The organism is Paenibacillus durus ATCC 35681 (genome assembly GCF_000993825.1).
In the GTDB taxonomy this organism is placed as follows: domain Bacteria; phylum Bacillota; class Bacilli; order Paenibacillales; family Paenibacillaceae; genus Paenibacillus_AQ; species Paenibacillus_AQ durus_B.
In genome coordinates this window covers 1,242,283-1,267,199 of the sequence record NZ_CP011114.1, presented here as the reverse complement: position 1 = coordinate 1,267,199, position 24,917 = coordinate 1,242,283, and the positions used below count along the sequence as shown (strand labels likewise).

Sequence of the window (24,917 nt, the reverse complement as noted above, 5' to 3'; positions counted from 1 at the left end):
AAAAAATAATCCGTGAATTTCACGCCGTTCCAGTCGTCGAAGGCAATTCGAGCTACCGTAGTAGCATCGGTAAATACGGGTTCATTCAGCTTCGGAAACTAAAGTGAATCGTTCGTTAATATGCTGCGGATGTTCAATTTCATCGATGATCGCGACAGCGTAATCCGCATAACTTACATAGCTGTCCCCTTTGGCGTTGACGATGAAGTTATCTTTTCCTTTTTGATAAGCGCCGGTTCGTTTGCCCTCCGGGTCGAAAAACGCGGCTGGACTGACAAATGTCCACTGGATTCCGTCCGAGTTTCGAAGATCCTCAAGGTTTTTGCCTTGATTGAACGCTGTTGCGAAGTATTCCTTAGGAAATTGAGGTGTATCCATCGCACGTATCGTTTGGGCTTCGTCCACAAACAAGCTTCCGGCTCCGCCGACAACGATTAATCGGGTTCCCGGGGCTCCCTTAATCGCTTCTATCAATACTCTCCCCGCTTCGACATGCAGATGCTCTTGCCCGGGAGCGGCCCCAAACGCATTGACAATGGCATCAAATCCCTGAAGGTCCTTGGAGGTTATATCAAAAATATCTTTCTCCAAAATAGCTGCTTGGTTTCCTTCAACTTTCGATGCGTTTCTGACAATCGCCGTTACCTCATGTTTACGACTTAGTGCTTCCTTGGCAATCGCCGCCCCCGCTTTTCCGCTTGCTCCAATAATTCCGATTTTCATGTTTGTTTACCTTCCTTCTCCATAAATTTAACCTGTAACAATTTTGATTACCTGTAACTATAATAGTTTCAGGTCTATCGTTTGTCAACCCTCTTTTTTTCAAATAAAAAACAACCCTGGCTCGTCTAAAAACGAAACCAGGGTTGTAAAAAGCGTTATTATGCCGTCTGTAAGGGATTAGCCCAATTTTTCAATTACTGCTTTGGTTACAGCGAGCGTTGACTGCGGATTCTGGCCTGTAATCAGGTTGCCGTCCACCTCATAATGAGAAGTCCAGTTCGGGGCGGCTACATAGATCGCGCCCAAATCGCGAATCTTGCTTTCCAGCAGGAAAGGAAGATGTTGATCCAGCGTTGTTTGCGCCTCTTCCCGGTCGGTAAAGGCGCTGACACGTTTGCCAGCCACAAGCGGTTGACCGTTCGACAAGGTAGCGCCAACCAGCCCTGCCGGGCCGTGGCATACGGCAGCTACAATCTTGTTCCCTTCGTAGAAATCACGCAGCAGTTTCTGCAGGGTAGCATTATCAGGAAGATCGTACATCGTTCCGTGACCGCCCGGCAAGAAAATAGCATCGAAGCCTTCAGCAGATACTTCATCAAGCTTTTTCGTATTTTCCAGATATTTTTCCGCGTCCAAAATTTCTTGCGGGGTGTTGGCATCTACACTGCCTGGATCGACTGGAGCTTTTCCTCCAAGCGGGCTAGCCACCAACAGCTCATAGCCTTTTTTCGTAAATTCAATATGGGCTTCGGCAAATTCAGACAGCCAAATCCCGGTCGATTTGCCTTCATGAACTTCCGTATGGTTAGTTACAACGATCAACACTTTTTTTGCCATTTGTATTGCCTCCAATTTATTATTTTGTTGCTTTCTTTATATTAAGCCCGAATTAGATATAAAACAAATTATGAAATTTCAGATTATCCATAAATATTTTTATACATCTTCACGTATGAGCGTCATCATCTCATGGACTTGCGGCAGATGTTTATGCTTCAGCTTATAGGCGAAAAACAGCTCATTCTTCACTCTTAAATCCTCATAAATGACTTTCGTTTTTTCATTTGCCGAATTTCTTAATAGATATGTAGGGATAACGCTTAGACACGGACTGTTTTCGATAGCCTTCAGAATTAGATGTAAATCAGGAATGATATGGATCGGTCTGATCTGAGGACGCTTTTTAAAATGCTCTCTCCAAATTCTCCGTATCATCGGTAAATCCAGCCCATAGCTTATCCAATTTTGCGAAGAGAGCCACTGTTCCAATGACTTCAGGTCGTCTGTGACCGGTATTTCACAATCGCTGGGAGCAACGATAACAAATTCTTCATCCATCAGCTTCTGATACTCAATGCCCGGCGCTTGATACCTTTTTGACGTAATGATGAGATCCAATTTATCCTCTTTCAGCAGTTCCAGCAATTGATCGGCCGTTCCCAAATTGGTGATGGTGCTCATATTGTATGTATGCAGCCGGGGGAGTATTTTTTCGGTGTAAAACTCGTGTGCGGCTCCTATCTTGATGACCGTAAGCGTAGGTAAAGAAGCCGATTTGAAACTCATCGTGGCCTCCTCCAGAGACTCGATCAGCGGAGCCAACTGTGAATATAACGCCTTCCCCCGTTCCGTTGGAATTATTTTTCTCGAAGTCCTGACGAATAAACTTTCACCGACCTCGGCTTCCAAAGAAGCTAAGTGCTGGCTCATTGCCGGTTGCGTCATGATCCGCGCTTTCGCGGCTTCCGACACAGAGTTGTGCTTATATATCGTACAAAAGCTTCTGTACCACTCAAAATCAGCCATATGAAAATCCCCCTCCTGCTTACCTGAATGACTTGCCTCCAAACAGAAATAGACCGCCCTCTCGTAAAGGTTTACGGTCTATTTCCTGACTGATATTTCAAAATCCGCCGGCTTTAAATGCGGCTACCTGCAAAGGCGTCGTGTCAGCGCACGGCTCCTGTTGCATTGACATCCCGTCATAATTCTCCTGTTCCAAGGTTGAACTGCCACTCTACGCCGAACTTGTCCGACAAACTTCCGTAAGCTTTGCTCCAAAAGGTCTCTTGAAGCTCCATGCCCACTTTACCGCCCTCTTTAAGTTTGTCAAACGCGGATTGCAAGGCGTCCTTGTCGTCGGTCACAATGGCAAGGCTAATATTGTTGCCCACCGTAAAAGGCATGCCGGGAAAAGTATCAGAAAACATCACATTGCTTCCAAAAATATTAAGCCGGGTGTGCATGATCAAGTTTTTCGCTTCCTCCGGAAGCGGATATTCCGGGTTGGGCGGCACTTCCCCAAAAGTCATTAATTTAGGTTCTTCCGTTCCAAAGACCTGTGCGTAAAACTCTACCGCTTCACGACAATTACCATTAAAATTCAAATATGCGTCGACAGCCATGAGCAATCTCCTTTATTTTGAATTTGATATTTCTATAATACATCATGTCTTAATTAGTAATCAATCATACCAGCCTACGCCATTGACGTTTCCTTACTATAGGAAATCATTGGACATTATGTGTCCAACGGCGTCTTTTTCGAATAGAGCCTTAGGTAATCGATCCCCCGAACCTCATCACTTAAGAAAATTGTTGATCTATCGTTCAAAAAAATTGTTGACCTATCATTCAAGAAAATGTATAGTTATCCTCAGAAGGAGCAAACAATATGGGAAGAAATCAAGAGTTTGATACGAATGCGGTGTTGGATAAGGCAATGGAACTTTTTTGGCATCAAGGCTACGAGAAGACTTCCATTCAGCAATTAACGGAATACATGGGGATAGAAAGAGGCAGCATTTACAATACGTTCGGGGGGAAGCATAAGCTTTTCCTGACTGTACTCGCCCATTATCAAGAGCTTAACCATCCTGATCACTTGAATCAACTGGACAACGTACCTTCAATTAAACAACTGCTGGGCCAACTTCTGCTTTCTGTTATTGACGACTCCACTTCCAAGAAGGGATGTTTAGTCGTTAACACCTTGGTTGAAATGGCAGCCCATAATGAGCAACTGCGCAGCATTGTAACGGATGATTTAAAGTACGTGCAGAAATTATTTTTTCAAGCCCTGCAAAAGGGTAAGCAAACAGGCGAGTTTAGCTCTGAGATGAATGCCGAAGCGATGGCAGCATTTTTTGTTAATCATTATGTTGGTTTGCAAGCTCTATCGAAGTCGAACATGGATAAAGAAAGCCTAGTGTCGACTATTGACACCCTGCTAAGTTATCTATAAAAAATAGCTGGGCTTTTTTTAATATTTTCTTGAACGATTGTTAAAAAATTTTAAGTTATTCTTGAACGATCGTTAAAAATCACTCGAAGGGAAGTGATGCTAATAGGCCCTCTCATAGGTATTAAATTAAATTTCCCATGCACGAACAAAGCGCGAATTGAGATGTGAAAATTAATAAAAAATTAGGAGGAATTAACCATGGATTTGAAATTAACCGATAAGGTAGCCGTAGTATCCGGGGCAAGCAAAGGAATAGGACTGGCCATTGTCAAAAAGTTCGCTGAGGAAGGCGCAAAAGTAGTCGCAATCAGCCGTTCTCTTACAGAAGAGTTGGAGCAGTTCGTCCAAAATTATCCGGTCAAGCATTTAGCGATTGATGTTAATACCTCGCGCGATACAGACGAGCTGGCTCAGAAGCTGATTGGGGCATTCGGCAAGATTGACATTTTGATTAATAATGTTGGAGCCATTGATGAGAGAAGAGGCCAAGGTTTTCTGGCGACGCCTAGCGAAGAATGGGAGCAGCTCTTTAACTTGAACTTATTCAGTGTTGTTCGTCTTACACAAGCAGCTCTGCCTCACATTCTTGAGCAAAATTCCGGTTCCATTGTCAACATCTCCTCAGTTAACGCCCAAATGCCAGAACTAATGCTGCCTATTTACGGCACAACCAAAGCAGCTCTGAACAATCTAACCAAAATGCTGGCTGGGGAATTTGGTCCGCGCCAAATTAGAGTGAATTCGATCTCGCCAGGCCCAGTGGCAACACCGCTCTGGAATCATTCGGAAAGCGGACTTGCAAAATCGATTGGCGCAGCAGCAGGAACGACTCCAGAAGATATTATGGAAAAGCTTCCCGCCATGGCTGGCATCACTTTAGGACGATTTGCCCAACCGGAAGATATTGCGAGCCTGACGGTTTTCCTTGCCTCTGAGCAGGCTTCCATGATTACAGGATCGGATTATGTCATTGACGGTAATTTGCTCAAAACAATCTAAGGCAATGAAGAATGAATAATTTTAAGCGGCGATCTGCTGCCGGTACTTAGCTGGCGGTGGGATCGCCAAGTTTTCTGTGAAGCATAGTTGAGTGCAAGCTGGCCCTATAGCTGCGGGGACTTCAGAGTAATTACATAAATACGATGCGCTCTCTCGCATCGTTAGTTTCACTCTCCATAGATTGGGGAGGCCAATAGAACTGTCGCGATAAATAGGAGCTGGAGTAATGTCCGGACAAGCAGCTTGGGTACAGGTTTGCCGTCAATCGTCAATTTGTTTCGAGCCGCATAGACATTTGCAGGGAACATCGCTAACAGTAGCAGTGTCAAGCCAACCGAAGCAGCAAGGGAAGTACGGGGGAGCATAATACCGATTGCCCCGGCTATTTCCAGGAGTCCCGTTGCCGTCACGATCCATTCGCTCCTTGGGAATGCAGGAGGAACCATCCGAACGAGGTCAGGCCGCCTTTTCCCCCAGTGAGCTGAAGCAGTGAGCAGAAACATGACAGCTACGGCTCCTTGCAGTGATGTGTGCCAATTATCGAAAAAAGACAGCCCTAACAATCCGAGCAATCGGAACAATAAAAAAGATGCAACAAGCGCAATCAATGGTGCCATATCGATCCCTCCGTATTACATCTAGTTGTCTTTCAAAATGCTGACCATGTAGGCTGATAAATCTTGGGCAGTAGCAGAAGGGTTCTTAATGGGAAAAGAAGAACGGACGCGCAGACCCAGCGAGAGCAGAACGAACATTTCCGCCGTCTTGTCCGGATCAACCGATTCCAGAATAACCTCGTGCCGCTGGCCGCTCACGATCCATTGCCTAGATAAATATACCGACCGCTCATAATAACTCTTCAGCACTTCCGCGACAGCAGGGTCATCTTCCTTGCCCAGCAAGTACATCAGAACCTTGTTCGTCACATCATTTGCATCTTCCAATGCCTCCAGATTACGTGAGATAACTTGCATCGGTCCGTCAAAGGTTGTCGGGGCCTGTATCACTTCGTTCATGAAATGCTTGTTGATTTCTTCAAGCCGTTCTTGCAGCACCCAGGCAAAGATTTCGTCTTTACTTTTGACATAATGGAAAATAGCTCCCTTAGATAACTCTGATTTTTCCATGATATCCTTCAATGTGATGCTGTGACAGCCTCTGTCCCGTAATAGCTCTTTAGTTGCATTAAGCAGCTGCCCAATGGTTTGTTCCCGGCGTTGCTCTTGCTTCAAGGTGATTCCTCCATAATCGTTTAAAAAATTCCCATCAGATATAAATCGTAACTACGAGGAATGTTTGAACTTCCCCTTCGCTACTCCTTATCCTAATGTCATTTTTCAACTTCATCTTATATCATAATCCCATTATATAAACCGACCATCGGTTTGTAAATATGATTCTTTTCGAGGGCGCTTCCGGAAGGATATGGATACTATCCGAATCGCAAAAAAACGCAACCCTTACCAGGCTGCGTCGATGTTTAACCTCAGAAGAAATCGTTATGGTGTTCGCAAGTAAAGGAGACATCTCCGAAGGAAACGCCTGGTATAATAGAATGAAATCATCAACACAGCAGCCAGACATAGCCCAAAAGGCAGGCTGAGAGATTCCGGTACAGAAACCCCGGGATAGATGGTCATGCCGATCCACCCAATTCCAAAGGTACGCAGAACCCCTGCAATGACAGCAATCACTGAGCAAATCAGACTTCCTGCAAACCACACGCTAAGAATAGGGATGCAAAACAATCCGATCAGCCCTTTATAGATGTATTTCAACGAGTTCACTCCTATTTTTCGAGTAGTACAGCGTTTTCGACATACGAACCGGGATCGGTTTGAAGACTTTTACTATAGCGGACCTCCTGGATCGTGCAGCCTGGTCCGATTATGATCTCTTCTCCGCAAACGAGCTTCGCCTCCGTCTGGCACAGTGTAACGTTAACCCCCTGCACCGATTCGCAGCGCAGCCTCAAGAAAGGACGCATAAAGAAATTGAACGGCCGGGAAAAAGGCCGGACTGTGATATTCCCGCCGGCCTTCATCGTTCCGACTCTGCAAATAGAGCTCAACCTAATATCAATCGACTCCGAGGCAATCAGGCTTTCTATCCGCACAGCTCCCTCGGCCTGAAAACATCCCGCTGCAGCTTTTTTAGAAACGGATAAATAACCCAATGAAGTCACCCGGCCAGCTTGAAGGCAGTGAACTCGCAAGCTTCCCAAATTCTCCACCTGCGTGGCCTGGCACTGGTTTCGGATCGAACAATCCCCGAGCACTTTCAACTTAGATGTGGTCATACTGCCCAGCACGCGCAAATAACCGACGACCTCCACGGAGGTCCTACGCACATCTTCCCTTTTGGTTAGCGAACCTTTTACTTTCAGGGGCATTCCGTTTGACGCGTCCAGAATATCCTGATCATGCTGCACCATACCACTCTCCTTCAAGCATAATTTATTTTAATGATTAAAATATATACCAACTATAAATTATATTCAATAAAATAAATTAGTTTCCTCAGTAAAAAAGTACTGACACCGGTGAGTTTGGTGTGCAGTACTTTCAAAATGGTATTCATATTAGCGGTGCATCTTAATGTGCGATTTCAGCCATCAGGTGATTTATTTTTTCCAGTGTCTCGGAGATCTTCGTAAGTTCCGAAGCCTCAAAATCGCTGAACAGGTCAAGGATCCGTTGTTCGCCTTGTTCCGTGAGCACAATCGTGACGACCCGGCGATCTTCCCTTGTCCGCGTTCTTTGCAGAAGCCCGAGATCCTCCAGCTTGTCGCACATCGAAGAAGCGGCTCCTGGCGTAACGGCGAACCATTCGGCTACATCCGTAATCGTCAGGCTTCCCGAAAGACGAAGCTGCATAAGCAGCATAATCTGGTTTGTGGTCAGCGAACCCGGCTTAATGATCCGTTCAATGAAAGCTTGTGACTTTTGTTGAACACTGGCCATCTGATTCATAACATTGTGGACGGCTTCTTCCCTGTCTTTGATGCCCATGACAACACTCCATTTAATTTAATAATTAAAATATATAGAAAATATAATTATATTGTCAATTCTCTCGTACCAGGCTTCTGTATCCTTGACAAATATTATGATATTTAGTAATTTAATATTAGTTAAGCACTTAACTATATAAGGATGTGAGCTGTATGAAGGATCTGCAAAATTACGTGCTCGATTTACCACTGCATAATCAAGTTTTCTTCGCACTGGTGGAAGCAACGGCAAAGCTAGTCGATGTATCAGAAAAATACTGGCAAGCTCAAGGGTTGAATGGAGCCAGAATACGGATTTTGGTTGAACTTATGAAGGAAGGAGGAACCCTGCTCCCCTCAAAGCTCGCACAAAAGATCGGTGTAACCAAATCGAATATTAGTCTACTGCTCATTCCTTTGGAGAATGAAGGATTTATTCGCCGGGATCCCCATCCCAAGGACGGCCGAAAATCGGTTATTACGATTACAAGCGAAGGCCAAAGTCTGTTATTGCAACACTTACCCGAGAACCGGCAGCAGATTGTAAATACAATGCGAGTGCTAAATGAGCAGGAATTGCATCAACTCCTTGCCTTGCTCCAAAAATTAAAAAGGGCGTAATGCCGTTTTTTGTCTATTTAGTTAAGTGCTTAACTAAAATTTTGCATATGGAAAGGATGAATTTCAATGTCTACTGTTATTACAGGGGCTAGCGGAAAGCTGGGAAATTTGATTATAGAGCAGCTTCTTCAACATGTTCCAGCCGATCGAATCGTTGCTTGTGTTCGCCGTGTTGAGACCGGAAAACACTTTGAGGAACAGGGAATTGCCATCCGTTTTTGCGACTACGATCAGCCTGACTCCCTGGAGAAAGCATTCGCAGGAGCATCTCGGTTGCTATTGATTTCAAGCCCGCATCACGATGATACCATTCGTTTACGCCAGCATGCCCAGGTCATAGAAGCGGCAAAAAGATCGAAAGTTGGCCATTTTTTATATACGAGCTTCGCCTTTCTTGAAAATGGTACATCTCCCCTGTCTCATCTGCATTTAGCTACTGAACATGGGATACGCACAACCGGAATTCCCTATACTTTTCTTCGCAATAGCTTGTATATGGATTTTGTAGGAACGCTTGATCTTAATGCCGCAATTGCTAACGGTAAACTCAGCGTTTACCCGGGAGATTGGAAGTTCAACTCCGTTACGCGCCTTGATCTCGCCACAGCCATTGCAGCAGTTCTATCCGAACCTGGCCATGAAAATAAAACCTATGAGCTCACCGCGCCCGCCGCATGGACCTTCAGCGAGCTGGTTGCGGCCCTGTCCGATCTTGCAGGCAAACCGATTTCATTGTGTCAAGACTCCCAGATTCAAAATTGGATTTACGGTTTTTTAAGCCAGATCGATACTTCCTCAACCTCAGGCGATCTGAAGCAGCTATTGGGCCGTCCGGTAACTACGCTGAAAGAAAGCATCAAACCATTTATCGCAAGCTGAAGGGATTGAACCCTGACCGCATCGCTGCCAGCGATACGGTCAGGTCAATGCTCAGGGGCACTGTCCCATCTTTTTCATTAACTCACGCCGATTAAAGTACTTACACCCTTCGCTTCCCTTTCAAAATCCCCCCTCATGACTTCCCAAGCCCTTCATAAACCGCTTCGCAAAGATCTATCGTGAACTGGCCCGACATGCCTTCCAGCGCGGTATTGGTGAACGCGACGACGCTTATTTGCTTGACGGGATCAACGAACCAGGAATGCCCGTAAGTTCCTCCCATACGCCAAGTTCCCGGTGACTCGGAAGTTTGAGCGGCCACCGGATCTTTTAGCACGGTAATACCTAACCCGAACCCGCGCCCTGGCCAGTAAGGCATTGGAAGATTGCCAATCTGGTTGGTGGTCATTTCCCGGACCAGCTTCTCCGGCAATAAAGGCGCTCCGCCTTTTCGCAGCGTTTCCAACAGCCGCATAAAGTCGCCCGCACTGCCAACCATACCAGCTCCCCCAGAAGGATACGCCGTATGATCAAGCGCCCGGCCGGGAGCAAGTCTGAAACCCGAAGTACCTTCTACAAATGGAATGTGGTCAGAATCAAGCAGCCGGCGCGGCTCAGGAAAATCGTTGGCATAGGCCGCGGACAGCCTTAGGGGATCAAACGCAATAAACCCGGTATCCTTCATCCCGAGCGGCTCGGTTACTAGAGAACGCACCGCTTCGTCTAACGGGGCATCGGCGGATCTGGCAATGACCCCACCGAGCACATCTGTTGCAATGGAATATCTCCACTGGGTACCGGGCGTATAGAGCAGCGGTGCGGAAGCAATGCGCCGCAAATTTTCTTCCAATGAAATGCCGGCCTGATCCATACCGTCCGATACTCCGGCGATGTCGTATGAATCATGCTCCTTCTGAAAGAAGCGGTAGGTCAGCCCTGCCGTGTGAGTCAACAAATGCCGGATGGTTATGGAGGCAAATTCACCGCTCAGCAAACGGGGGCGAAACTCGGGCAGCCATCTGTCCACACGGTCATCTAACCCTAGACGGCCTTGCGATACAAGCACCAGTGCAGCCGTGGAAACGATCGGTTTGGATACGGAAGCAAGCCGGAATAGAGTATTATTTTGCATAAAACGGTTTTGTTCACGGTCCGCATATCCGGCAGCGCGGTTATAACACTCCATTCCGTTAAGCGTAACTTGGACAACAGCGCCAACCAACCTTTTGTCGGCAATTGTACGATCAATAACTTCATCAATATGTGCTTGCAGCGCTTCAGTACCTCTCTTATTTGGATCATATTTGCTCAATGTTAGCCATCCTCTCTAACTCCATATCTATTTAAAATGAACTTAAGATTTTCCCACCAGATATCAGTCGTAACTACGAGGAATGTTTGGACTTCCGGCCGCTGTTGTCCCCAGATTTCTTCATAATTACCCGCTCTTCGCGGATGAAATCCGGAGACAAAGGCGATCGCTATCGCTCCTACAGTTCCAAACTTCCCCTTCGTTACTCCTTACCCTGATCTCATTTTTCAAGTTCATCTTATATAGATTAATCATTCATTTTACATATCGCAATCCATCCATTATGATAATTACACAAAGTAATACAAGGAACTTTATTTGTAACACCTTAAATTTAAAGGAGGACATTCAAAGTGGATCATGTAGACAAACAAATCCTCTTCCATCTTCAAAATCAAGCGCGGATTTCGATGACAGAGCTGGGTAAAAGCGTGGGGTTATCCCAACCTGCTGTAACGGAAAGAGTAAGACGAATGGAAGAAAAAGGCGTGATCGAAGAGTATCGCACAATCATCAATCCTGAAAAAATTGAAAAAAACACAGCAGCCTATATGTTATTTCGGACTAGAGACTGCTACGCCTTTCTTGATTTCGTCCGTTCATCTCCCCATGTTGCCGAGTGCCACCGCATAAGCGGTGAACACAATTATTTATTAAAAGTACTGACCGACTCTACACGCGCTCTCGAAGAATTTGGCAATCAGTGCGATAAGTATGGAACCTATACGATCCTGATTGTCATGTCTTCACCGATCGATCATAAATTTCTCATTCCTTCTCTCGAAGAAGTATAAGGAAATCCGTATTCTTGTGCCCGCCACACAACGAGCAGTGCAAGGAGCAGCAGCCCTAACAAGGCCCACGGGAAGGATCTAACGCCAAGGGTTTCGAGTAAAACAGCGCCGATTATCCCGCCTCCGCCGATGGCCAGATTCCATGCTGTCACCAGCATTGATTGAGCCGCATCCGCACTCTCGCCAGCGGCGTCAGCCATTGCCGTCTGCAGCAGTGTTGCCGCTCCGCCGAACGTGAGGCCCCAGACCGATACCGCTAAATAAATCACAACGGGCTGGCCGCTTATACCAAGCAAAAGGGATGCTAGTGCGAAACCCGCAAGGCTGATCAATACCAACAAACGCTGCATACGATCAATTAACAGTCCGATTATCCAGATTCCAGCAACCGATGTAGCGCCGAAAATAAGCAGCATCAAGTCAACACGCCGGGCTAACCCGGCCTGGGCAAGGTAAGGCGCAATATATGTGTACAAAATGTTATGCGACAACACCCATGCCAGCACAACAATCAGTACGGGCCGCACCCCCGGCAAGAGGATGACTTTACGAAGAGGGAGTCTCTTTTCAGCGGCCTGTCCAGAGAAGTCCGGCATCTTCCAGAGCACCCAAGCAATGAGCAGCGCCGCCAGCAGCGACATGATGGCAAAAACAGAGCGCCAGCCAACAAGAACGCCAAGGAATGTTCCGGCTGGAACACCAAGCGCCAGAGCGAGAGGCGTGCCGACCATCGCCACCGCCATGGCTTTACCTTTGAGGATATCGGGCACCATACGCCGGGCATAGCCTGCTGTCATTCCCCACAAGACACCTGCAGAAACTCCAGCCAGGAAACGGGCAATCAGCGTCAGCATATAGTTAGAGGATAGTGCAGTAACGCTGTTGAACACGAGAAAACCGGCAATGCACAGCAAGAGCAGTGGCCGCCGTCTCCACCCTCGTGTTGCGGTTGTTAAAGGAATTGCGGCGAGCAGGGAGCCGATAGCATACGAAGTGACAAGCTGGCCGGCAGCCGCCTCCGAGACTCCAAGTCCCCCGCCGATCTGGGGAAGCAAACCGGCCGGGAGCGTCTCTGTGAGGATACAGATAAACCCTGCCATGGCAAGGGCTAATAATCCGGCCCACGGAAGGCGAACAGAAGAAACTCCGCTCGCGGCACTTTGCGTTGCTGAAGTCAGATTAGGACTCAATATCAAACACCTCCTTTCATTTGTGCGGATTCATGATTCCGCTGTAGAGCAAGCAATCGCTCACTCCAGATAAGTTTACAAAATGAATTGGTTATTTTACATACATCAATCAAGGTATATAAACAACTTTAGCCACAGTATTAAATTTAAAAATCAGTGTTATCCTTTAATTTTAAATCTGTATAAAACAAATAGACCTTCCGCATTCGGAAGGTCATTAAATCATTATAATGGGGCCTGGGGGGATGAACCCTGACCTAATCGCTGTCAGCGATGCGCTCTGGCAAATGCGTTGCTTTTACTGTCATAACCCTTTGACATCCCGTCACAATTCTTCCATACCAAGGTTGAACTGCCATAGCACGCCGAACTTGTCCGACAGACTTCCGTAAGCTTTGCTCCAGAAGGTTTCTTGATGCTCCATGCTAACTTTACCGCCCTCTTTAAGTTTATCAAAAGCAGATTGCAAGGCGTCCCTTGTCGTCGGTCACAATGGCCAGGCTAATCTTGTTGCCTACCACAAAAGGCATACCGGGAAACGTATCGGAAAACATTACATTGCTTCCAAAAATATTAAGCCGGGTGTGCATGATCAGGCTCTTCGCTTCGTCCGGGAGCGGATATAATACATCATGTCTTAATTAGCAATCAATCATACCTTCCCTCTATCAAAGGCTTGATGAAATCGGGGATCTTCTGTACTTCGGCGCAAATACAATATGGTATTTGCAGTTCCACTTCGTGTGTGCTAGACTGCTCTTGTCCATCCTTTGTTTTCCTTTGATTTCATGTGTGCGTCCTCAAACCGGCACCCATTTTATCATCGAGTTCAAAGGAACTAGGAGTTTCTCATACAAAAAAGGCCCTCGAATGATTCCGAGAACCCATTTGACGTCGCTTTTTTGGAACCGCTGGGCTTGCCGTGAAGGCAATTATTTGGTTAGCGGCACGCGATGAACGCCCTGGCTGCCTCCTGGCGCCGTCCCTATATATAGATATCCGTTATGGCTTACAGCCGTAGTTACGCCATACAGTGAGCCTTCCGGATCTTGCCAGCTTTCGATCAGCTCCCCCTGCGGGCTGAGCTCCACTACAAGCCCATGCTTCGCCGGTGCGCTTGCTCCGCTAAGCAGCGACTCCGGCACTTTGGCCATGGTACCGGCCAACCAAGGGCTGCGATGCATCTGATCTACAAAAGAAATGCGAGTCGTAAAGATCCCGACCCAGAAATGACCCTGCTCATCGCGCGTAATGTTGTCTGGAAAGCCCGCAAGATTGTCCGAAAAAATATCAGATGTCCCCTTCCTCGGGCCCTTCAGCCAGTATCTGGTCAACTGATAATGATACGATTCCGCCACAAGCACAAAATCCTCCTTACTAGACAAGGCAATTCCGTTGGCAAAATAGAGCCCCTCTAACAGGACGGTCGTCTGCTTGGTTACCGGATCATATTTCAGCAAACGTCCATGCGGCTTGTTCTCGGCCATTTCTTTGAACATCACGCGGCCATAGGTCGAGGTGTCGGAAAAATAAATGGTACCATCCTGGGCAATATCAAGCTCGTTGGTTAAATAGATCGGCTTGCCGTCCACTTGATCGGCCAATACCTCTACGGTCCCATATGGGTTTACAGATAGCAGTCCCCTCTTGATATCAGCAACAATCAAATTCCCATTGTCATCGAATTTAAGTCCGTTGGGCGTTCCTTTGGTGTCTGCAAACACTTGAGCCTCTTGCGGATTACCCTCTCCATCGAAAGGAACCTTATAAATTTTCCCGTCAGAATCTCCTGTATATAGATTACCTTCCTTATCAAAGGTAATGAATTCCGGGGATTTAGGGGCATCCGTAACTAGCTGAGCCGAGCTGAGTTTGTTGTTCTGTTGCCACGGACCCGCTTCCTGAAAAGACGGGGCCGTTGGCGCGATCCATTTTGCCGGTTCGATAGGTGAAGGTACAAGCAGGAAAGTGATCACTCCAAGAAGGATCACCGCAAGCAGCGATAATCCCACTCTGCGTATCCGTTTAAGTGTTGAGCGTTTCGGATGATTTCCGCCTGGAGGAGCTTTAGTAGAGAAATCTGTTGTATTAGGCATTAGAGCGCCTCCTATGTCATGGAAGTAAAATTTTAAATTTGGACTACGATTTTACCGAAATATTGCTTTCCTTCGGCCAAGAGCGCGAATGCTTCTCCAATTCGGTTCAGTGGAAATACTTGGTCAATGACAGGATGTAAACCATGATGGGTAATTGCCCGATTCATCTTTTCAAAGTGATCCCGGTTGCCGACTTGACTGCCGCGAACGGTTGCAGCTTTCTGCAAGATGCCTGTGACATCGTATTCCGGAATGGTCAATCCCGATAAGAACCCGACCATACTCACTGTCCCTCCAATGCGAAGCGCATTGATTGATTTCACCATCGTTGCCGCTCCTCCAACATCCAGAACATGGTCGACGCCGCCGTCAGTCAGCTCTAACGCCACCTTATCCCAATCGGGAACTTCCGAATAGTTGATCGTTTGCCATGCGCCGAGAGCCTTTGCCCGTTCCAGCTTGGCGTTGCTGCTTGATGTGATGATGGCTCTTGCTCCGGCCATAACAGCGAATTGTAGGCCGAAGATGGAGACACCGCCTGTTCCTTGCAGCAGCACGGTATTACCCGCTTGCAAACCGCCGTATTCGATCAGCATGCTCCATGCAGTTAATGCGGCGATCGGCAATGTGGAGGCCTCCTCCCAAGTGAGGTGATCGGGAATACGGACGATTCCATTTTCATGCAGGACGACATACTCGGCCGCCACTCCGTTCAACGGACCTGCCAAACTTTCTCCTAATACCTCCGCTCTTGGATTGCCGGCAATGAATCGCTGCTGCAAATTACCCGCTACCCGGTGTCCTACCTGAAATCTTGTTACTCCTGGGCCTACAGCTACAATTTCTCCCGCTCCGTCTGATACTGGAATGAAGGGAAACTTGATGTCGACCGGCATTAATCCATTCAGGATCACTAAATCCCGGTAGTTGAGAGAAGCTGCCCTCATGCGGATCAGCACCTCCTGAGGGCCCGGCGTTGGTATGTCGAGTTCCGTCAAGGTTAATTCCTCAAAGCCGAAGCCGTTTGTTAGTTGTATAGCTTTCATTGATTTGTCCTCCCTGCAAGATCAGATTGATTACCAATATTCTTATAATTGCCGGATCCTTCGCGCGGACGAAGCATGCTTCCAACAAGCCGAAGACCTTGCTTTCGTGTAATGAATCGCGCTAACTGCGCCCCCATATAGTTCTGGATACCGGGAACGACATACAGTTTCCCTTCCTTCAACGCGCGAAGCGCAACCTCTACAACTCTTTCCGGTGTGTCTTTCTTTCCGACGGAGGCTTCTTCCGCTCCTACGACATTAAAGAAACTGGTATCCGTCGAACCGGGACAAAGTGCGAAAAATTTGACGCCGCGGTCACGATTTTCCCAATATAATGCTTGAGTAAACGATAAGACGAAAGCTTTCGTTGCCCCATATACGGCCATATAGGGAAGCGGTTGAAATCCGGCGGTTGAAGCAACATTGATTACTGCACCTGAGCTTTTGCGCAACATGTCCGGTAAGAACAAGTGGGTCATATCTACAACAGCCGCGACATTGAGCATCACTTCTTCATGCTGACGCTCACCTGACACTTGTTCAAACAAACCATGTGTAGCAAAACCTGCATTGTTGACCAGCAGTTCGATCTCCACTTTCAAAAGCCGACATTGCTGATATAACTCGCTGGGCGCACCCTCTTTCGCAAGATCCAAAGGGATAACCTCAGCTTTGATGCCATACCTCTTTCTAAGCTCCGATGCCAGTTCCTCAAGCTTTCTCTCTGAACGGGCCACGAGTACCAAATGGCTGCCTTGTTTGGCCAGTTGTCTCGCGAATTGCTCTCCAATACCGGAAGAAGCTCCCGTGACGAGCGACCATTTTCCTTTAATTTTCAAATTGTTATCCTCCTTTCAGATACTACGTTTTAATTCAGAAACATCGTTACCGAGCGGTTAAAAATAATTCCCAACTTCCCAAAAAAGTTAAGAATCATCGCATTATTTTGGTAACAGTGTTTCTATTGGAATTCATTGTAACGTCCCTTTTGTGGAAAGTCAATATGATCTTTGAACATCCAACGCACATTGACAACTGTCCAACAACTATATAAAATTCTTGATAAGAGAGTCGGAAACCTTGTTTCCTAACGAAAACATAATAACCGAAGGTGATGATTATGAGCGACCAAGGTACCTCCTCCAATACGAACACACGAAAGTTGAAAACCTACCAAGAAGCTCGCTTGCAAAATATAGAAAATCTACGCAAGCTTGTTGTTGATGCTGCGGCAACGCTATTGCAAGAAGAAGGCCCGGAAGCCGTTACTGTGCGTAGAGTAGCGGATAAAATGGATTGTTCGACAAAAATCATTTATAGCTTGTTTGTTAATAAAGAAGGTTTGGCTCAGCAGTTGTATCTGGAGGGTTGTAAGATTCTAGCTGACGAATTCGAAGGTACGCCGCAGGCTGCTGACCCGGCACAGTATTTGCTGAATTTCGGCGAAACCTTTTGGGAATTCGGGCAGCGTTACTCCAGCTATTATAAGCTGATGTTCGGAGGAGCCTTCGCAGATTTCAAACCGGATGAGGAAAGCATACATGGAACCGTAACAGCCATGCAGCAATTATTGACCGTGATCAACAATGCGCAAGAGCAAGTACTAATCCCCGGCCCGTATGACGCGGAATCCGTTGTACGTATATTCTGGGCCTCGCTCCACGGCGTTATCCATCTATACATGGGTGGACACTTGGGAGATGTAGAATCGGCCTATTCCATATACAGGAATACTTTGTCTTTGATTGTTAGCTCGTTGTTTCAAACTCGTAGTAACTAAAGGGCATCCCGCTAAGGAATGAGCGAGTTGTTTTGATCTAAATCAATTCGCCGGGGATTACAAATAGCCTCCCAACTTTTTAAAGACGGGGGCTATTTGCCGTTTGCCCAAATTAGAGCCAATTGATCCATTGATACTTTGACTCCGCTGGGTTCCATCTTGCCCTCTCTATATTTTTATTGGCAGCATAACTTCAACAATGGTTCCTTTCGGCTTGTTGGCGGCAAAATGAAGGGTTCCATGATGATCCTGTATAATTTTTTGGCTGATCATTATTCCGAGTCCCGTGCCCCCTGACTTTGTTGTAAAAAAGGGTGAACCGATTTGGCTCAGAATCTCGGCGGGAATGCCCTTGCCCTTATCCAAAAAACGAACCAATACACATTGCTTCCTCCGGATGACCTTAACTTTAATTCCGGCTCCTTTTGGGCTCGCCTCAATCGCGTTTTTCAGAATATTGATAAAGACCTGTTTAAGCTTGTTTTCAGCACATCTTATGTATAGGCTGCCAGGATTGGTTTCCATAACGATCTCATTCTCTGTCAAATGCGCTTGAGCGTTAAGCAAGGTTATCGTTTGTCTCAGCAGGGGGATGAGGTCCTTGTCGATTAGATCCGAGCATTGCGGTTTAGCAAGAAACAATAGCTCCCCAATTATGGAATTAATCCGGTCCACCTCGGATATGACTAAATCACGATAACTTTGAATGGATTCGGTTTCAGAAAATAATAGCTGAGCGAATCCTCTTATACTGGTTAACGGATTCCTGATCTCATGAGCAATTCCCGCTGACAGCTCTCCGATCAGGGAAAAGCTCTCGCTCTTTCTTAATAACTCCTCCGTCCTTTTCCGTTCCGTAAGGTCACGAACTATAGCAATGACCATGTTCTTATTATTTAGCTTAAATATTTTAGAATTAATCTCAACCGGAATTCTTGTTCCGTCTTTAGCCACATGAATCCATTCAATAAAAATTGTTTGTCCTTGTACAATGGAGCGGAAATTTAGATCGAACTGATCCGCAAGACTTGGGTCCCCAATATCGGGCGGTGACTTCGCGAGAAGCTCCTGTCTGGAATAACCGAGTCTTTGGCAAGCTGTGTCATTCACATCGATAAAATTAGAGACTTTTCCTTGATCATTATATTCAAAGATAAATATGGAGTCATTTGCCTGGTTGAACAAGCGGTAATATTTTTGCTCCGACATTTTATATTCTGTTACATCCCTCGAAAGGCAAAGGAAAGCGGTGATTTGACCATCCGGCTCCACGAGCGGGGAGATCGTAATGCTGATGCTAATCAGTTCACCATCCCGTTTTTTTCTGACCGTATCCAGCGTAACAGCCTCTTTCTTGTGGTCGAAATACTGAAAAATGCCGGCCCATTCATTATATAATTCAGACGGTATATGGGGGAAATTCAGATTATTCAAATCGTCTTTAGACCAGCCGTACAATTGAATAAAAGAAGGATTTACATACACCACTTTTTTATTCAGGTCCAAAATATAAATCGCATCAGGACTGTATTCAAGGTAGGAGTATAAGGAATATTGAGGCAATTGAATCTTAGAGATCTTTTCCATACAACTAGACTCCCGTAACCAGTTTTACATTTCATTCAGACCGTTAATTCGCTTGCCTGTGCCGGTTCGTGATGCTATTCTGGTAAACCGTTTTCTTATATTGTACTCTTTATTTGCCTTTTATGAATTTACTTTTTTCACATAACCAAGAAACAAGAAACGGAGATTCCTAAGAAACCTCCGTTTTTGCCTATTATTCGTTCGTGAGTATGGCGTAGATTTTCCAGCTGTTATCCGGCATTTTCTTCAGCAGGTATTGGCCCTCCGTCTTGATCGTGTCTTCGTAGGTATTTACGCCGTTCGAAATTTTCATTTTGATTTCACCGTATACCGAATCCAAGACCGCAAGACGGTCAGAACGCTCCGTAACGCGGAAGGTCGGGGCTTTTACAACTTCAATGTCTAACGTTCCGCCCTCGGCGACCATTTGATTGATCTCGGCCAAGGAAGACATGCTGTAAGCGAACTGATAGCCTGTGTAATATTTAAGAAAAATCCGCTCCAGGTCAGCATACTTCTTGTTCACCATTAACTGTGTTTCTTCTTTATCTGCCTTGGCGGTAAGGTCGATCAAGTTCTGTTCGAGCGGCAGGTTTCCCTGCTGCAGCTTCAGCGAGCGTTCCAGCATGACAACCGCTTGAGCGCGGGTAGCGCGACCAAACGGCTTAAATTCGGTCTCGGTCATCCCGGTCACGATGCCGGCTTGGCTGGCTTTTTGAATGGCAGGCTTCGCGTAATATTGCGGGACATCCGTGAAGATTTTGGGTTGTCCGTCGAACTTTACGGATGATGAAAAAGCCTTGACGACCATAACGGCGATTTCGCCTCGTGTGATCGGCCGGCCAGGACCGAATTCCGTATTGGTAATGCCGCCGACGATTCCAAGCGAACTGGCAATCCGGATCGGGTCAGCGTACCATTTTCCAGCTTTGACGTCCGTGAAGGTTTTACCTGACTGACTGCTGGTTAGGCCCGCCGCACCAACGAGCATCGTTACGAATTCGGCGCGGGTAACGTTATTGTTCGGCTTAATATGAATCGTTCCATCCGCGTCGGCATAACCGCTTAACAAGCCTGCATTGACGAAATTATCAAGCGCGTCATAGGCCCAATGGCCTTCAATGTCGGAAGGATAGTACTTGTTCAGCAGATCGGATTCAGCGGCATGGCTCGATGTGACAAAGCTCGCGGCAACCAATAAAAAAGGTAATAACAGAAAAATAATCATTCGGTACAACTTTGGTCTCATCTGGGATGTCCTCCTACTATTTCTATATTCCGTCCCTTAGAATAGCAGAATCTTAATATGATCTCTAACGGAAATATTTACATGGCGGAAACATTATGCATAATCCCTTCATCCAGCGGGACACTAACCGTTGTTATCTGAAATCTGGAGGAGGGTAAGGCAATGAATACACAAAGAGCCCAAGAGATCGCCGCTTCGCCGATTATGGAAAATGTAACCTATGAAGGGACGCCCATCTATATCCAGCATGTGGATGAGAACACCGGTATGGCCAGAATCTATCCATTGAATCAGCCGGAAAATGAGCAAACGGTTCCTGTTAGGAGCCTGATTGAGCAATAATAAGCCGCTCGCCTATGTGTAAAACTTTACCCACAATAAGGGCACTTGAACAATTAATTGGCCGTTTTGTGGGTAAAGAGTCTATCCAAGTTTAACCTAGCCACTCGAGAAATTGAGGTCTGACCACGTCTAATGTCTCGTTAGCTTTCAACCAATCGAATGTGCCCAGAACGTCCCCCTGTTTCACGCGCTCCCTTGCTTCATTAAAATCCGCATCAAGATGTCCACTTCCTGTATCCAATAGTCATGGGGAGTTAGGCTTTCCTGCAGCATAAGGCCTGTTATAACAGAGAAGTAAATGAACAACAGCTTATGAGGATCGCCCTCGCAAAATTCGCCCATTTGCTGTCCCTTGATGAATATGGGAACCAGTTGGTCAATCGTTTCATTCGGAGAATATTGCTCCATCAATTGCTTAGCCTGTACAGGTACCTCTTCCGACGTCAGCGCATGTTGAAGCAATAAAAAGTAATGCTTGTGGCTCTCATCAAGCAATCTTTGTGTGAATAATCTCAATTGTTCTTTCGGAGTACCGGGTAAATGACCAGCATTTCGAATTGCAATCTGAGCTTCTTCGATAGCCTCCTGTACAAGTACAGTAAATATCTCTTCTTTGGAGCTAAAATAGCGGTAGGATAGACCTTGACTGATTCCAGCTTCAGCTGCGATTGTGCTCATTTTTGTTCCGTCGATTCCCCGTTTTGCAAACACTTTAAGAGCCGCTCTCTTGATTTGGTCTCTGCGTTCATCTTGAAGGGCATCCGATTTCGAATCATTGATTTGCTTCAAACCTGCTTACCTCCATCACTCAATCTAATATCTGATCTGTTCCTCGCTTATTGTCCATAAGCGCTTGGCAGCATCCATATTCCGAGCTGACTCGGAAGGAATCGCTATTTGCATATCCTTGTAATATCCCCCGCTGGAGACGTTCATCTCGTCCGAGTCCGCCAGCCAGACCAAGGTTTCTGCACCTTTCTCGGGAGTGCGGGAGAACATTTTCATGACGGCCATGGTCAAGCGAGCCAACCATCCGTTATCCTGGTTAAAGTTCGTTGATACTAAGCCAGGGTCAAAACAGGCCGCAGTAACCCCTTTACCCTCATGTCTCCGCCCTAATTCCGCCGTGAACATGATGTTGGCGAGCTTTGTCTCCCCATAGCGTATATTCGCCCCTCCCAACAGGCTTTGCGGAATACGATATAGCCGTTCCGCGCTGAGATCGTCAAATCGAATCCCCCTCCTAGCCTTCTTGTGGCCGTGGGAAGCGGTGGTAATTACGCGGGCATGACCGCTTTCCTTCAACCGATCGAGGAGCAGTGTCGTAAGCAGGAAAGGAGCAATATGGTTGACCGCCCAAGTCATCTCCAGACCGTCGACAGTCAGCTTCCTCGAGAGAAACAGCGCCCCGGCATTGTTAATCAGAATATCCACACGGGGCCATCTTTTCAGTATATCCGCAGCAGCGCTGCGAATAGACTCCTGAGAAGCCATGTCCGCCATAAATACGTCTACCTTGGCTCTGTCGCCGGTACTGGACTTTATTTGAGCGGCTACTTTATTCGCTTTTGTCTGATTACGGGCGACAAGTCCCAGAACTGCTCCCCGATTTGCGAGCTCCTTTGCCGCGGCTAGCCCGATTCCGCTGGTTGCTCCGGTAATTATCACATATTTGCCTTGTACGGTCCATTTTTTATATAAATTCTCCATGATATGAATAACCTCCTCATAGTTATTGAATGAATAGTTCATTCATTTATTTTGATCATAAGCCATTTTATCTAATTCGGCAATCATAAACTTTTTCCACATCGAGGCAGCGGGCAAGCGCAGGCGATAACGTGGTGGATGAAGGTGGCTAATTTGTGTCAAGCACTTTCCTGTGCTGAACACTACCGGATCCGGCCCGGCATAGGCTGCGAGTAAAAAGGCTTGATTGTCAAAAGGTTCCAGGTTATAATGTGAATGAATATTTTTTTATTCATTCACCATCTGGTGAGGAGCAATAACATGTTAGCGTTAGTGGAGGCTATTCAACGAATGAGAGACACAAAAACAGACTTATTGAACTGCGGAAAAAAGCTATTCAGCTCCAAAGGATTCAAAGACACGAATGTTTCGGATATTACAAAAATGGCGGGAATCGGGGTAGGCACATTTTATAACTACTACGCTTCGAAAGAGAAGCTATTCATGGAGATTTTTTTACAAGAAAACGCGAACCTTAAAAAAAGCATTATGGAAGCTGTTAACCTGGATGACGATCCCTTCAAGGTAATAAAAGAAATCATGTCACTAAACCTGATCGGCATGAACTCTAATCCGATATTGAAGGAATGGTATAACAGGGATGTTTTTAACAGGATAGAACAGCAATACCGTGAAGACAACGGAATCGGTCATGTTGATTTCTTATACAACCATTTTGTTGAGCTGATCAAACGATGGCAAGCAGAAGGTAAAATGAGGGATGATATCGATAGCGGGCTGATCATGGCTTTTTTTTCGGCGCTCATCAATATCGATACGCATAAGGATGAAATCGGGATTCAATATTTCCCCCAAATTTTGGATTATTTAGGGGAGTTTACTATGAAAGGCTTGACTGCCGGCCTCAATCCGCATATTGAAAAATCGAACAAGGAGGATTGCCAGTGACCGAAACCAGGGTTGCCCAGTCCGTGAACCAAGGGATGGGTACAGTAATAACCCATAAAGCTTTCGGCAAGCAGGCTGAAGAATCCATTAGGGCTGTCTGTGAGGAAACGGTACGGATGGAAGAACTGCTGAGCCGCTTCATACCCGGAAGCGAGATCAGCAGGGTCAACAGGTCTGCGGGAAGGAAATGTGAAAAAATTAGCGACGAAGCTTATGAAGTGCTGTCCCGTGCTGTTGAATTCTCTACTTGCTGCCGGGGCATTTTCGATGTGACGATTGGGCCTTTGGTAACCTTATGGAATATCGGCAACGATACATCCAAGCCTCCGGATGAGTCAAGGATAAGGCAGGCTCTTCCTCTCGTTAACTATGCTGACCTGGTATTGGATCCCTGCGAGAAGGCGGCGGGACTTCAGAAGACGGGACAGTTCATTGACCTGGGAGGGATAGGAAAGGGATTTGCCGGCGACAAATTTTTGGAGGTATTTAAGAAATACGGTGTCTCATCCGCTTTTACGAATATTGGAGGAAATGTGGTTACGTTAGGAGCTAAGCCAGATGGTTCCCCGTGGCGTATCGGCATTCAGCACCCCAGAGTGGACAACAGCTTATTGGGTCTCCTCTCTGTAGTTGACAAGGCGGTGGTTACATCCGGAGACTACCAGCGATGCTTCATCGACCGAAACGGCAAACGGTATCATCATATTCTAAACCCGTTTACAGGATATCCATCGGAATCGGGATTGGTAAGCGTCACTATCGTTTCAGATCATTCTACAGAAGCCGACGCGTTGTCCACCATATTATTTGTAGCCGGGATGAAAAAAGGACTTGAACTTCTTGGAAGTTTCCCTGGAACCGAAGCCATTCTCGTGGATAGGGATTTACAGGTATTCGTTACGAAAGGGCTAAAGGATTGCTTTCAGGCTGGCGAAGGTGTAAATGTGAATATCTTGAATTACGGAGGATGATAGCATGGTATTGCGAAATATTATGATCGGGATTATTATCATCGTTCTTGTAGGCGGAATCATATGTTGGACCCTGTTTTCCAAGGAACTTCGGGAAGGAAAAAATCTGCCGCTCACCGTTGTGGATTTTAAGCGACTTGCTGACGGCACTTATACCGGCACATATGAGGGCGGACGGTTTAAATGGAGAGCCAATGAGGTTCAGGTTACCGTGTCATCCGGCAAAGTCGCACGTATTGCATTGTTAAAGAACACTGAAGGCAAACCGTCTGAATTCACGAATGAGTTGTATGATAAAGTAATCAGGTCACAGTCTTTGCAGGTGGACACGATTAGCGGGGCTACCATTACCTCTAAAGCCTACCTAAAAGCAGTAGAAGACGCATTGCTCAAAGCGCAAAAATAGTAATAGACCTTTGGATTAGAGAGGATGA

27 protein-coding genes and 2 pseudogenes are annotated in these 24,917 nt (G+C 46.4%); 10 read left to right on the top strand and 19 right to left on the bottom strand.

The window, feature by feature from the left end:
- Positions 1-81 precede the first annotated feature (81 nt).
- From VK70_RS05680 to VK70_RS05665, 4 genes are all read right to left on the bottom strand, one after another.
- Positions 82-723 carry an NAD(P)-dependent oxidoreductase gene (locus VK70_RS05680; RefSeq protein ID WP_025695136.1) on the bottom strand — a complete coding sequence of 214 codons (642 nt, stop codon included), beginning with the start codon at positions 721-723 and terminating at the stop codon, positions 82-84.
- Between the two features lie 177 nt (positions 724-900).
- The gene (locus tag VK70_RS05675; RefSeq protein ID WP_025695137.1) at positions 901-1,560 is read right to left on the bottom strand and encodes a type 1 glutamine amidotransferase domain-containing protein; all 660 of its coding nucleotides are present in this window, start codon (positions 1,558-1,560) and stop codon (positions 901-903) included.
- A 99-nt stretch (positions 1,561-1,659) separates the two neighbouring features.
- Complete coding sequence (locus VK70_RS05670; protein ID WP_025695138.1) at positions 1,660-2,529, bottom strand: LysR family transcriptional regulator; 870 nt, start codon at positions 2,527-2,529, stop codon at positions 1,660-1,662.
- A gap of 176 nt (positions 2,530-2,705) precedes the next feature.
- Entirely contained in the window at positions 2,706-3,128 is a 423-nt protein-coding gene (locus VK70_RS05665) for a VOC family protein (protein ID WP_025695139.1), read from the bottom strand.
- Between the two features lie 269 nt (positions 3,129-3,397).
- Between VK70_RS05665 and VK70_RS05660 the strand changes: the two genes are divergently transcribed.
- Both VK70_RS05660 and VK70_RS05655 read left to right on the top strand, forming a co-directional pair.
- Positions 3,398-3,967: a TetR/AcrR family transcriptional regulator gene (locus VK70_RS05660; protein WP_025695140.1), complete on the top strand. Its 570-nt coding sequence runs from the start codon at positions 3,398-3,400 to the stop codon at positions 3,965-3,967.
- A gap of 198 nt (positions 3,968-4,165) precedes the next feature.
- Positions 4,166-4,966, top strand: coding sequence for an SDR family NAD(P)-dependent oxidoreductase (locus VK70_RS05655; protein ID WP_025695141.1), 801 nt, complete (start codon positions 4,166-4,168; stop codon positions 4,964-4,966).
- 167 nt (positions 4,967-5,133) lie between these two features.
- On the opposite strand, the gene VK70_RS05650 is transcribed toward VK70_RS05655, so the two are convergent.
- The 4 genes from VK70_RS05650 to VK70_RS05635 all read right to left on the bottom strand — a co-directional run bounded on the left by VK70_RS05650 (position 5,134) and on the right by VK70_RS05635 (position 7,977).
- Positions 5,134-5,583: a DoxX family protein gene (locus VK70_RS05650; protein ID WP_025695142.1), complete on the bottom strand. Its 450-nt coding sequence runs from the start codon at positions 5,581-5,583 to the stop codon at positions 5,134-5,136.
- Positions 5,584-5,604: 21 nt separating this feature from the next.
- Positions 5,605-6,198, bottom strand: a complete 594-nt coding sequence (locus VK70_RS05645) for a TetR/AcrR family transcriptional regulator (protein ID WP_025695143.1) — start codon at positions 6,196-6,198, stop codon at positions 5,605-5,607.
- Positions 6,199-6,755: 557 nt separating this feature from the next.
- A complete protein-coding gene (locus VK70_RS05640) occupies positions 6,756-7,400 on the bottom strand; it encodes a hypothetical protein (protein ID WP_025695144.1) in 645 nt (214 codons plus the stop codon).
- 160 nt (positions 7,401-7,560) lie between these two features.
- Entirely contained in the window at positions 7,561-7,977 is a 417-nt protein-coding gene (locus VK70_RS05635; protein WP_046722953.1) for a MarR family winged helix-turn-helix transcriptional regulator, read from the bottom strand.
- A gap of 155 nt (positions 7,978-8,132) precedes the next feature.
- Here VK70_RS05635 and VK70_RS05630 point away from each other — a divergent pair, with 155 nt between their 5' ends.
- The gene (locus VK70_RS05630; RefSeq protein ID WP_025695146.1) at positions 8,133-8,579 is read left to right on the top strand and encodes a MarR family winged helix-turn-helix transcriptional regulator; all 447 of its coding nucleotides are present in this window, start codon (positions 8,133-8,135) and stop codon (positions 8,577-8,579) included.
- Positions 8,580-8,645: 66 nt separating this feature from the next.
- Positions 8,646-9,458 (top strand): SDR family oxidoreductase, encoded by an 813-nt coding sequence (locus VK70_RS05625; RefSeq protein ID WP_025695147.1) that lies wholly within the window; start codon positions 8,646-8,648, stop codon positions 9,456-9,458.
- Positions 9,459-9,591: 133 nt separating this feature from the next.
- Here the strand turns inward: VK70_RS05625 and VK70_RS05620 are convergent, their stop codons facing one another.
- Positions 9,592-10,770 (bottom strand): serine hydrolase domain-containing protein, encoded by a 1,179-nt coding sequence (locus VK70_RS05620; protein WP_025695148.1) that lies wholly within the window; start codon positions 10,768-10,770, stop codon positions 9,592-9,594.
- Positions 10,771-11,123: 353 nt separating this feature from the next.
- On the opposite strand from VK70_RS05620, the gene VK70_RS05615 reads away from it, so the two are divergent.
- Positions 11,124-11,564, top strand: coding sequence for an Lrp/AsnC family transcriptional regulator (locus tag VK70_RS05615; RefSeq protein WP_025695149.1), 441 nt, complete (start codon positions 11,124-11,126; stop codon positions 11,562-11,564).
- Here VK70_RS05615 and VK70_RS05610 read toward each other — a convergent pair.
- The 6 genes and pseudogenes from VK70_RS05610 to VK70_RS05590 all read right to left on the bottom strand — a co-directional run bounded on the left by VK70_RS05610 (position 11,528) and on the right by VK70_RS05590 (position 16,735).
- The gene (locus VK70_RS05610) at positions 11,528-12,754 is read right to left on the bottom strand and encodes an MFS transporter (RefSeq protein WP_025695150.1); all 1,227 of its coding nucleotides are present in this window, start codon (positions 12,752-12,754) and stop codon (positions 11,528-11,530) included. The genes VK70_RS05615 and VK70_RS05610 overlap by 37 nt on opposite strands.
- A 325-nt stretch (positions 12,755-13,079) precedes the next feature.
- Positions 13,080-13,377: pseudogene (locus VK70_RS05605) on the bottom strand (VOC family protein); the annotation flags it as partial.
- A gap of 60 nt (positions 13,378-13,437) precedes the next feature.
- Positions 13,438-13,521 (bottom strand): annotated as a pseudogene (locus VK70_RS27760) (IS200/IS605 family transposase); the annotation flags it as partial.
- Between the two features lie 165 nt (positions 13,522-13,686).
- Positions 13,687-14,850 (bottom strand): SMP-30/gluconolactonase/LRE family protein, encoded by a 1,164-nt coding sequence (locus tag VK70_RS05600; protein ID WP_025695151.1) that lies wholly within the window; start codon positions 14,848-14,850, stop codon positions 13,687-13,689.
- A gap of 32 nt (positions 14,851-14,882) precedes the next feature.
- Complete coding sequence (locus VK70_RS05595; RefSeq protein WP_025695152.1) at positions 14,883-15,896, bottom strand: zinc-dependent alcohol dehydrogenase family protein; 1,014 nt, start codon at positions 15,894-15,896, stop codon at positions 14,883-14,885.
- Positions 15,893-16,735, bottom strand: a complete 843-nt coding sequence (locus tag VK70_RS05590) for an SDR family NAD(P)-dependent oxidoreductase (RefSeq protein ID WP_025695153.1) — start codon at positions 16,733-16,735, stop codon at positions 15,893-15,895. The genes VK70_RS05595 and VK70_RS05590 overlap by 4 nt, the downstream gene beginning before the upstream one ends.
- Positions 16,736-17,016: 281 nt before the next feature.
- Here VK70_RS05590 and VK70_RS05585 point away from each other — a divergent pair, with 281 nt between their 5' ends.
- Positions 17,017-17,676, top strand: a complete 660-nt coding sequence (locus VK70_RS05585) for a TetR/AcrR family transcriptional regulator (protein ID WP_025695154.1) — start codon at positions 17,017-17,019, stop codon at positions 17,674-17,676.
- A gap of 168 nt (positions 17,677-17,844) precedes the next feature.
- On the opposite strand, the gene VK70_RS05580 is transcribed toward VK70_RS05585, so the two are convergent.
- Together VK70_RS05580 and VK70_RS05575 are read right to left on the bottom strand one after the other, a co-directional pair.
- Positions 17,845-19,263 carry a PAS domain S-box protein gene (locus VK70_RS05580; RefSeq protein WP_025695155.1) on the bottom strand — a complete coding sequence of 473 codons (1,419 nt, stop codon included), beginning with the start codon at positions 19,261-19,263 and terminating at the stop codon, positions 17,845-17,847.
- Positions 19,264-19,456: 193 nt separating this feature from the next.
- A complete protein-coding gene (locus VK70_RS05575; RefSeq protein WP_025695156.1) occupies positions 19,457-20,512 on the bottom strand; it encodes an S-layer homology domain-containing protein in 1,056 nt (351 codons plus the stop codon).
- Positions 20,513-20,674: 162 nt separating this feature from the next.
- Here VK70_RS05575 and VK70_RS05570 point away from each other — a divergent pair, with 162 nt between their 5' ends.
- On the top strand, positions 20,675-20,854 hold the full coding sequence (locus VK70_RS05570; protein ID WP_025695157.1) for a small acid-soluble spore protein H: 180 nt from the start codon (positions 20,675-20,677) through the stop codon (positions 20,852-20,854).
- Positions 20,855-21,037: 183 nt separating this feature from the next.
- Here VK70_RS05570 and VK70_RS05565 read toward each other — a convergent pair whose 3' ends face one another.
- On the bottom strand, positions 21,038-21,643 hold the full coding sequence (locus VK70_RS05565) for a TetR/AcrR family transcriptional regulator (protein ID WP_025695158.1): 606 nt from the start codon (positions 21,641-21,643) through the stop codon (positions 21,038-21,040).
- 24 nt (positions 21,644-21,667) lie between these two features.
- Positions 21,668-22,564 carry an SDR family NAD(P)-dependent oxidoreductase gene (locus VK70_RS05560; protein ID WP_025695159.1) on the bottom strand — a complete coding sequence of 299 codons (897 nt, stop codon included), beginning with the start codon at positions 22,562-22,564 and terminating at the stop codon, positions 21,668-21,670.
- A 300-nt stretch (positions 22,565-22,864) separates the two neighbouring features.
- Between VK70_RS05560 and VK70_RS05555 the strand changes: the two genes are divergently transcribed.
- Genes VK70_RS05555 through VK70_RS05545 form a run of 3 tightly spaced genes read left to right on the top strand, consistent with a single transcriptional unit; the run spans position 22,865 to position 24,889 of the window.
- A complete protein-coding gene (locus VK70_RS05555; protein ID WP_233277771.1) occupies positions 22,865-23,512 on the top strand; it encodes a TetR/AcrR family transcriptional regulator in 648 nt (215 codons plus the stop codon).
- Positions 23,509-24,483 carry an FAD:protein FMN transferase gene (locus VK70_RS05550; protein WP_025695161.1) on the top strand — a complete coding sequence of 325 codons (975 nt, stop codon included), beginning with the start codon at positions 23,509-23,511 and terminating at the stop codon, positions 24,481-24,483. Before VK70_RS05555 ends, VK70_RS05550 begins: the two co-directional genes overlap by 4 nt.
- A gap of 4 nt (positions 24,484-24,487) precedes the next feature.
- Positions 24,488-24,889, top strand: a complete 402-nt coding sequence (locus VK70_RS05545; protein WP_025695162.1) for an FMN-binding protein — start codon at positions 24,488-24,490, stop codon at positions 24,887-24,889.
- Positions 24,890-24,917: the final 28 nt, after the last annotated feature.